General features: G+C 70.9%; 10 protein-coding genes. 4 read left to right on the top strand and 6 right to left on the bottom strand.

Features of this window, described 5'->3' with window-relative positions; genetic code table 11:
• Positions 1-135 precede the first annotated feature (135 nt).
• Genes MHY49_RS14695 through MHY49_RS14685 form a run of 3 tightly spaced genes read right to left on the bottom strand, consistent with a single transcriptional unit; the run spans position 136 to position 2329 of the window.
• Complete coding sequence (locus tag MHY49_RS14695; protein ID WP_239205325.1) at positions 136-594, bottom strand: GNAT family N-acetyltransferase; 459 nt, start codon at positions 592-594, stop codon at positions 136-138.
• A 59-nt stretch (positions 595-653) separates the two neighbouring features.
• The gene (locus MHY49_RS14690) at positions 654-1094 is read right to left on the bottom strand and encodes a hypothetical protein (RefSeq protein WP_239205323.1); all 441 of its coding nucleotides are present in this window, start codon (positions 1092-1094) and stop codon (positions 654-656) included.
• Positions 1091-2329, bottom strand: coding sequence for a hypothetical protein (locus MHY49_RS14685; RefSeq protein ID WP_239205321.1), 1239 nt, complete (start codon positions 2327-2329; stop codon positions 1091-1093). Before MHY49_RS14685 ends, MHY49_RS14690 begins: the two co-directional genes overlap by 4 nt.
• 171 nt (positions 2330-2500) lie before the next feature.
• On the opposite strand from MHY49_RS14685, the gene MHY49_RS14680 reads away from it, so the two are divergent.
• The 3 genes from MHY49_RS14680 to MHY49_RS14670 all read left to right on the top strand — a co-directional run bounded on the left by MHY49_RS14680 (position 2501) and on the right by MHY49_RS14670 (position 4789).
• Complete coding sequence (locus MHY49_RS14680; RefSeq protein ID WP_239205319.1) at positions 2501-4069, top strand: SPFH domain-containing protein; 1569 nt, start codon at positions 2501-2503, stop codon at positions 4067-4069.
• Positions 4070-4199: 130 nt separating this feature from the next.
• On the top strand, positions 4200-4517 hold the full coding sequence (locus MHY49_RS14675) for a hypothetical protein (RefSeq protein ID WP_239205295.1): 318 nt from the start codon (positions 4200-4202) through the stop codon (positions 4515-4517).
• A gap of 98 nt (positions 4518-4615) precedes the next feature.
• Positions 4616-4789, top strand: a complete 174-nt coding sequence (locus tag MHY49_RS14670; RefSeq protein ID WP_239205293.1) for a hypothetical protein — start codon at positions 4616-4618, stop codon at positions 4787-4789.
• A gap of 157 nt (positions 4790-4946) precedes the next feature.
• Here the strand turns inward: MHY49_RS14670 and MHY49_RS14665 are convergent, their stop codons facing one another.
• Positions 4947-5117: a hypothetical protein gene (locus MHY49_RS14665; RefSeq protein WP_239205291.1), complete on the bottom strand. Its 171-nt coding sequence runs from the start codon at positions 5115-5117 to the stop codon at positions 4947-4949.
• Between MHY49_RS14665 and MHY49_RS14660 the strand changes: the two genes are divergently transcribed.
• Positions 5118-5432, top strand: coding sequence for a 4a-hydroxytetrahydrobiopterin dehydratase (locus MHY49_RS14660; RefSeq protein ID WP_239205289.1), 315 nt, complete (start codon positions 5118-5120; stop codon positions 5430-5432).
• A gap of 158 nt (positions 5433-5590) precedes the next feature.
• Here MHY49_RS14660 and MHY49_RS14655 read toward each other — a convergent pair whose 3' ends face one another.
• Together MHY49_RS14655 and MHY49_RS14650 are read right to left on the bottom strand one after the other, a co-directional pair.
• Positions 5591-6979, bottom strand: a complete 1389-nt coding sequence (locus MHY49_RS14655; protein WP_239205287.1) for a hypothetical protein — start codon at positions 6977-6979, stop codon at positions 5591-5593.
• Complete coding sequence (locus tag MHY49_RS14650) at positions 6976-8190, bottom strand: TerB family tellurite resistance protein (protein WP_239205285.1); 1215 nt, start codon at positions 8188-8190, stop codon at positions 6976-6978. Before MHY49_RS14650 ends, MHY49_RS14655 begins: the two co-directional genes overlap by 4 nt.
• Positions 8191-8280: the final 90 nt, after the last annotated feature.

The raw sequence follows: 8280 nt of genomic DNA, 5'->3' as shown, positions 1-8280 counted from the left end.
CTGGGGTTCGCCCCCGCGCACCGCGAGGACCTCGCCGCAGCCCTCGCGGAGACCCATCAGGTGCGGCTCTTCCGGGAGACGGGCCAGCGGGAGCGGTGGGGACCGATCGATCGTATAGGCCCGCGGCCGGACGCGTCAGGCCGCGTTCAGCGGACGCGACCAGGCGACCTCCCGCTCCAGCTGGCCCGTCTCCCGGAAGAGCCGCACCTGATGGGTCTCCGCGAGGGCTGCGGCGAGGTCCTCGCGGTGCGCGGGGGCGAACCCCAGGCCCTGCCAGAACGGCCCGGACCGGCGGCTGAACAGCCAGGCGGTCTGCGCGCCCTCCTGCGCCGCGCGCTCGAGGGCGAAGCGCGCGAGCACGGTGCCGCAGCCGCGCGAGCGATGCGAGGGGCTCACGGCGACGCTGCGGATGAGCGCGTGGCGGCCGTCGGCGCTGATCTCGAACCCCGTGCTCGCGACGATCGCGCCGTCCTCATCGCGCTGGGTCCACAGCCGGACCGTCGGCGCATCCAGGCCGCTCAGGGTCAGATCGACCTCGCGCAGGAACGTGGTGAGCGCCGGAGCGTCGGCCGCGGTGCGGGGGTGAAGATCCATCCGAGCGAGTACATCAGGGGACGCGGGGGACGCCTGCGCCTCTCCAGCCGTCGACACGGTCAGCGCCCCGTCTGCCGCACCGCCACATGCACGACGGGCTCGTCCTCCTGCCCGACCACGACGACGAACGCCGCCGATCCCTCGACGCCCTCGGCGATGCGGTCGCCCTTCTTCTGCGTGCCGTCCCCCAGGCGCTCGGTCGCCGCAGCCATGTCGTCCTTGAAGGCGCGAGACTCGATGCCGTCGGGGAAGTTGTCCGCCACCCATGCGTCGATCACGTCGGCGGGGCCGGAGAAGGTGACGACCCTGCTCCACGCCTCGTCGCCCTTCAGGGGCGCGTCGGCCACGGAGGCCTCCAGATCGGGGGCGCTGAGGCCCGCAGCGTCGAGCACGGTCTCGGCATCCATCTCGGTCTCCTCGGGGTCGGAGTTCTCGCAGGCGGCCAGCAGCATCGTGCCGACCGCGAGGGGGAGCAGGGGGAGAAGAGCTCGTCGTCTCACGTCACGGACCCTTCCGAGTGCTGGGTGGAGGACGCCCCGACAAGGTTGTACTCCAGGGCGAGGCCACCGCGGTGGAGCGCCGCCAGGGATTCGTCGCTCACCGTGAACGGGCCGATCTGGGTCGCCTTGCCGCCGTCCCAGTTGTACCGGTCGCGGAAGTTGACCTGGGCATCGGCCTCGTACCGCCACTCGGGGTGGTCCTCGTCAGGAGGGTACGCGGTCACGGTGCCGGTCTGGTTGAAGTTGTAGCTTCCGGAGGCGTAGAACCAATCGCCCTCGTCCGGGTCGCCGGTGTGGCTCGCCCACGGGGTGCTGAGCGGGTAGGTGATCGGGCCAGTGGCTCCGTCCTTCTGTGCCTGGGCGACGGCGTCGTGACCCGCCTGTTCGCGCGTCTCCTCGATCTTCTGCGCGACATGCGGCTGGTCCTTGAGGAGCCCGTCGACGTCCGTGGAGTAGTCCTCTCCCGTGTTGTCGAGGAAGTGGTCCAGATGGTCGGCGGCGTGGGGCCAATCGGCGCGTTTGAGGTCAGCGCCTTCACGGGCAAGAGAATGCACGGCATGGTCCTTGGGGCCGCCGAACTCGGAGTCGTATTCGCCCGCGCCGTCGGCCGGAGGAGTCCACGACGGCGGAGCGGGCGTGTCGGCCCGGGTGCCGGGGACGCCGGTGCCGAGACCCGTCTGACCAGCGCGGGTCGGGGTGGGGCCGGGAGTGGAGTACTGGGCGTTTGGGTTCTTCGCATTGGGGTCGTAGGAGTCGTCGCCGGAGCGGCGCGGGGAGTTCCTGAGACCGGTGCCGACGCGTGCGCTGCGATTGTCCCCACGCTGACCCAGGAGCCCCAGAGCTGCCGATGCCGCGGCACCGCTGACGAAGGCGCTCGGTGCACCGGTCAGCCCCAGAAGGGTGCCAGACGCGGACGCGCTGCCTGATGACGGCACGACGGTGGGGGACGCGACGGCGGGCGCGTCGGCTGACGAGGCCGTGTCCTGCTGATCCGCCTGGTGCGTCAGCTGCTTCGAGAGCGCGGCGAGGCGCGCGGCGGCGCTCAGGGCGCTGGAGCGGACCTGTGTGCGGTAGGAGAGTCGGAATGCCTCGGCGTCGGGTCCGATCCACGCGTCCTCACGGAGGATCGTGGCGTCGAGCCCTCGCATGAGCTCGTCGACGCGTCTCGACTGCGCAGCCAGCGCCGAGCTGAAAGCGCGGAGCTGGTGGGTGTCCGCCCCCAAGAATCCCGACATCGTCCCCTCGCAGCGCCGTTTCCTGATCTGCCCGTGCCGACGTCAACCTACGGCTACCGACACCGCCGGTCCATGGGGACTTCTGCCCATCCCCGGGTTCTCTCGGCCCCGTTCTTCAGCACGAATCCATGGGATCCTTGCCCCACTGTCCCCTCCCCAGAAGGAACTCCCATGGGAAGCACATTCCTCGGCATCGGGATCGCAGGCTTCATCGCCGTGGTCGTCGTCGCCCTCCTCGTCATCGCGGTGATCGCGTTCTTCCTGGTCCGCGGTTGGATCAAGGTCGCGCGGGCCGACGAGGCGCTGGTCATCTCCGGCAAGAGCCAGAAGAACGAGGACGGCTCCACGTCCGCGACCACGGTGGTCGTCAACGGCAAGGCGATCGTCAACCCGATCACCCAGCGCCACGAGGTCATCTCGCTGCGCCAGCGCCAGGTGAACATGCGCGCGGAGGCGCAGTCCTCGGACAACGTCACCCTCGCCGTCGAGGCTGTGGCGCTCGTGAAGATCGGCTCGGACCGCGAGCTGGTGCGCCGGGCGGCCGAGCGCTTCGCCTCCCAGGACGAGGCCATCGAGTCCTTCACCCAGGACCAGCTCGAGGGCGTGCTGCGCGGCGTGATCGCCCAGCAGTCCGTCATCTCGCTCATGCGGGACCGCAAGGTCTTCTCCGAGCAGATCGCCGAGACCGTGATCCCCGAGCTGCGCGAGCAGGGCCTGATCCTCGACTCCTTCCAGATCCGCGGGATCACCGACGGCGTCGGCTACATCCAGTCCCTCGGCGCCCCGGAGATCGAGGACAAGCGCCAGGCCGCAGAGATCAGCCAGACCAACGCCGAGCGCGCGGTCGCCAAGGAGCGCATCCGCAACGAGGAGCAGAACCTCGTCGAGCAGCAGGCACTGGACACGAACAAGGCGAACGCGCAGGCCGAGGTCGGGCGCGCGCAGGCGCAGGCCGAGCAGGCCCAGGTCCTGGCGGGGGAGAAGTCCCGCCAGGAGGTCCTCCAGCAGCAGGCCGAGAACAAGCAGGCGCAGCTGGACGCCGACGTCAAGCGCGTCGCGGACGCCGAGCTCTACCGCAGGCAGAAGGACGCGGAGGCTTCCGCGTTCGAGCAGCGCCGCCAGGCCGAGGCCCGCGCCGAGGTCGCCGAGGCCGACGCCCGCGCCGTGAAGCTGCGCGCCGAGGCCGACGCCGAGTCCCAGCGACTGGCCGGCGAGGCCCGCGCCGACGCCATGCGCGCCGAGGCCGAGGCGCTGCGCGAGAACCAGGAGGCGCTGCTCGCCCAGCGCGTCGTCGACCAGCTGCCCACCCTCATGGAGACCTTCGCCAAGGGCTACGCGCAGATCGGCGAGATCACCGTGGTCAGCTCCGGCGGCAACGACGGCGACGTCGCCGGCAAGCAGTTCTCCGGCGAGTCCGCAGGGGCCCTGCGCGGCGTCTTCGACACGGTCGAGGCGACGCTCGGGCTGAGCATCCCCGACCTCATCCAGGGCCGCGTGGCCGGCGAGGCCCAGGGCCGCGCCCAGGGCGAGGCGCTCGGGGAGGCCCTGCGGGGGCAGGGCGCGAGCGGGACGGGCGGATCGCACCGTGCCGGCGGGGCCGGTGGGGCCGCTGGGAACGGCAGGGCCGTGGGGAACGGCGGGAGCAGCGAGCCGCGGCCGACGGGCGAGACGGGAGCGCAGACCGTGGACGAGGCTCCGGCCTCGGCGCGCCCGGAGCAGAATGGGGCGGGCACCGACTGATCGGTCCGCCGGGTGCCGCGCTGCTGCGGGCCCGGCGACACCGTCGTTCCATCCGCCATCGCCCGGCGACGCCGCCGGGGCAGACACCGCCGAGGCAGACACCGCCGCCCCAGCCCGAGAGGACGCACCCGTGGAACACATCTCCGTCGCCGGCCATCCGGAGCCGGTCCCCGCATCGGCCGCCGCCGAGCGGATGCTGCGCGACCGCCTCGAGACGGCCCGCGAGTCCCGCGGTCAGCAGGCGGCCGACGGGCTCGAGGTGCTGGTCGGCGAGAGGATCGGCGTGCTGCTCGGGGGAGGGATGCCCAGCATCGACGTCGCCACCATGCGCGCGATCGTCGACCACGTGGAGCTGCCGTCGGAGGACGAGGACGAGCCCACCGGGATCAAGGGCGCCTTCCAGGGGTTCAAGGACAAGCTCGCGCAGCGGGGCGGGCCCGCGCGATGAGCGGGCTCGGGAACGGGGCGGCGGACGCCTCGGGGAACGGACAGGCCCAGTACGGCTCGCAGCCCACGCCGCCGGACGGTTCGCGATACACGTCGGGCGTGCCCGGACCGGAGGACCCGGAGATGCAGGAGCGCGCGCGCCGCGCCTCGCGCACCAGCCCCTACAGCATCTGGGACCTGTTCCTGGTGCCCTGGTCAGCGATCGCCTGGGTGGGCCGCGGGATCTGGTGGCTGATCAAGCTGCCGTTCCGGGTGCTGAGCATCTTCGACTGACGAGGCGGAGCGTGGGGTCAGACCTTCGACTGCTTGCTGCGCGTGCCGATCACATCCGCCACCAGTGAGACCGCGAGAGCCGCGACGATGACGCTCGCGGCGATCAACGGGACGACCACTCGGCGAAGAACGGTCGTACCCGAGGCGCAGAACCGGGTCACGCCCCCGCTGGCACCCAGTCCGACCCGGGCAGCCGCGCGACGTCGGCCGACTGCTCGGTGTCTCCGCCCACGGTGTCCGAGGCAGCTGCGATGCGCTCGACCAGGTGCGGGCACATGGAACGGCCGGAGGGGTGGCCCTCGTGGATCCGGAGGCGCACGATGGACACATGGCCGATCCGAAGAAGACCCTGACCGCATCGGAGATCAGCGAGGCCGCCCCGGCGGGGTGGACGCTCGACGGTGAGCAGCTCACCGCCCGCTTCGCCACGGGCGACTTCGCCACCGGGCTCGCCCTCGTCGACCGCATCGGCGCCTCGGCAGAGGAGGCGAATCACCACCCGGACATCGTGCTGACGTATCCGGAGGTCACGGTGACGCTGTCCAGCCACGACGTCGGCGGCATCACCTCGCGGGACATCGACCTCGCGTGGGTGGCCAGCGGGCACGCGGAGGCGTTGGGCGTCGCGGTGGGCGAGGGGTGACGTAGGGCGTTCCTGTCACGTCGATCGTCAGGCTCGGGACGGAGGCGGGGATCGTCGACCGCTGCGGAGACGGCGGAGAGAAAGCGGAGAGCACGAGTCTCGGGAGACACAGAGCCCGCCGTCGGCAGAGCAGCAGATCCGCGCGAATCGGCGGAGGTTCAGAGACCGCTCGCCAGTTGCTCCCATGTCTCCTCGAGCCCGCGCGCGATTCGGCGGTCGCGAGCCGAGGACTCCCGCAGCCACGCGAGAGACGTCGGCCCCATGGCGAGGATCTGCGAGTAGTTCAGGGCCAGCGGGTTCATGCCGAACAGCACGCCGGTCTTGAGCAGCGTGCCCGACGTCGCGAAGGAGTGGCCCATCAGCAGCATGGAGCGCAACTTGAGCGTCTCGCGCTTGCGCTGCGACGGGTCGACTCCGCGGGCGAAGCCGTCGAGCAGCCAGTAGGCGCGGATGATCATCTCGACGGTCCCGGGGACGACGCCCATCGAGAAGCAGTGCCGCAGGTCGTAGCCGTGCGTGTACATGAACCGCGCGACGTCGGTCCAGGGCACCTTCACCCCGGACGGGCCGAGCGCGAAGGGCGACGCGACGGTGCCGAGCTGAAGCAGGGAGAACAGGGGAGCGGGCAATCCCGCGGGGGTGTACACGTCCGAGAGCAGATGCCGAATCTGCATCAGGAGCGCGGAGATCAGATCGACCGGATCGCTGCGGGCGGCCACCTGCACGACCTTCCCCGCCTTGTCGACGTACGTGCCCGAGCCGTGCATGATGTCCGCGACGCCGCAGAGGAAACCGAGCAGAGGATCGTGCCCGAAGCTCTGCAGACGATGCGTCGCGGGCCGCATCCCGTCCACCAGCCCTCCGGTGGCAGCGTTCGTCGCCGCGTCGTACGGGACCTTCGCCGTGGCTTCGAACCGGCGCAGGAACCGTGCATGGATCGACGCAGCCCGTTGCTTGTCCTGGAGCCAGCCGGTGAGCGGTGAGCCCGACTGGCTCCGTCCCAGAAAGTGGGTATCGCGCGGGATCCGCACGAGCACGATGTCCAGGAGCGTGGCGATCGCGCCCGCGGCGAGGACGACGCCCCAGTCGCTGCTGCGCCAGGAGACGTCCCCGTGCTCGCGGGAGAAGGCTTCCAGGGAGGAAGCGATCCGGGAATCCGGGAGGACCTGCTGCAGAGGGTCTCGGGAGAGGTCGATGCCGAGACGTTCGAGGTGCGCTTCGGCCCGTCGGGCGAGCTGCTCCACGTCCGTCTCGCGGATCGTCTCCGGCACCGGGTAGCGCGGGACGGACGGTTCGGAGAGGTCGGGGTCGGTGGGCAGGTCTGCTCGTCGCTCGCCCTGCACCTGGATCCCGAGGGCCTCGAGCCGTGCGCGCACGGCGTCCATCTCCGAGGACGTCTCGCGCAGGGAGCGTGCCACGCTCTCCTCACGGAGGAGGACGTCCTCGAGATCGACGTCGATCTGATCGAACAGTCCGCGCAGCCGGCCGAGCGTCACGTCCTGGTAGGCGACCGCAGTGGACGCGTCGGCGAGGGGACGGGGTGTCATGCGCCGGCCGCCTGCTCCTCGACGGCCGTCTTGCTGGCCTGGAGGTCCGCGAGCGCCATCTGGAAGGCCTCGAGGTCGCTGCGGAGGTCGGCCAGGTTCTGCTCGTTGGCCGTGGTGCGCGCGAGCTGCTGCTCCATCCGACGGGCGAGGACGCCAATGTCGTCGGTGAGGTCGGCGATCGCCCGCTGGTGCTGACCGATCACCTGCTGCATGAGGTGTTCGCGCCGGGTGTCCCGGCTGCGCTCGTTCGTGCCGAGCACGTACCGGGTGCCCTGGTGGACGAGCACGCCGAGGATCACGACGGTGCCGATCCCGGTCATCATCGAACTCAGTCCCAGGAGGCCGCCGAACCCGAGTGCTGCCAGGCCCGACGTGATCCCGGCGGCGCCGAGTCCGGTCACGCTGCCGGCGAGGGAGATGGCAGCGATCGGTGTGCCGAAGGCGGCGGCCTTCGCGGCGATGTCCTTCGTCGCCGTCTCGAACTGGCCGGTGGTGATGCGGCCGGCCAGGAACTCGGATTCCTTCCCGACGAGACGCTCGATGGACGCCACCAGGTGCGGGCCCCGCTCATCGAAGATCCTCGTTGCCACCTCGTCGATCATCGCGCGCTCGGTGTCGCTGATCGTTCCGTCGGAGAGCGCCAGACGCACCATCTGGTGGACGACAGCGGTGGCGACGGCCTCACGATGCTCGTCGGCGATGTCGTCGAGGAAGGCTCCGGGTACGTGCCCGGCGTCGAGGTCGTCATTGCGAGGCGAGATGCCGACGGGCGTGTGCTGGGCGGCGGCGATGAGTCCGCGAAGCTCGGTGCGTGCCTCGGGGTCCAGATCCATCGTGGTCAGCAACAGGTACAGCGCAGAGATCTCACTGGGATGCAGCGCGCCGTCGGCACGTGCGAGGGCCACCAGTTCCCGACAGAGGCTCAGCTTCACGTCTGCAGTTAGTTCCGACGGCGTGATCTCCGATCGGAGTGCGCGATCGCGGGAGAGCGGAAGCCTCTTCAATGCGTCGGACGCGGTGGATTGGGCGGTGCCGGCCGCGGTCTTCACGTGAGCGGTCGTCGTGCCGGCCGCCTCGACCAGCCGTGAGCGCGCTGCACGGGTGGCCGTCGCGAGGCGTGACTGCGCGGCCGCACCCGCGCCGACGGCACGTCGTCGAAGTTTCTCCGCGGACCGGATCGCCGTGGTCGGCGTCTTCTCGATGTCGTTCATGGCTCCCCTTGTTCCCCTGGGGAAAGGATAGTGAGGGAGGGGGACAGAGCTGGAGCGAAGCGGTGACATCGCGAGGCCCACTGGGGTGCG

This window comes from Brachybacterium sp. ACRRE (assembly GCF_022346485.1).
GTDB classification, from domain to species: Bacteria; Actinomycetota; Actinomycetes; order Actinomycetales; family Dermabacteraceae; genus Brachybacterium; species Brachybacterium halotolerans.
This window is presented reverse-complemented; position numbering and strand designations above follow the sequence as displayed.

Bases quoted from the DNA above. Each gene is read 5' to 3' on its own strand.
- MHY49_RS14695 (WP_239205325.1), bottom strand. From the start codon at position 594: ATGGATCTTCACCCCCGCACCGCGGCCGACGCTCCGGCGCTCACCACG.
- MHY49_RS14685 (WP_239205321.1), bottom strand. From the start codon at position 2,329: ATGTCGGGATTCTTGGGGGCGGACACCCACCAGCTCCGCGCTTTCAGC.
- MHY49_RS14680 (WP_239205319.1), top strand. From the start codon at position 2,501: ATGGGAAGCACATTCCTCGGCATCGGGATCGCAGGCTTCATCGCCGTG.
- MHY49_RS14660 (WP_239205289.1), top strand. From the start codon at position 5,118: ATGGCCGATCCGAAGAAGACCCTGACCGCATCGGAGATCAGCGAGGCC.
- MHY49_RS14655 (WP_239205287.1), bottom strand. From the start codon at position 6,979: ATGACACCCCGTCCCCTCGCCGACGCGTCCACTGCGGTCGCCTACCAG.
- MHY49_RS14650 (WP_239205285.1), bottom strand. From the start codon at position 8,190: ATGAACGACATCGAGAAGACGCCGACCACGGCGATCCGGTCCGCGGAG.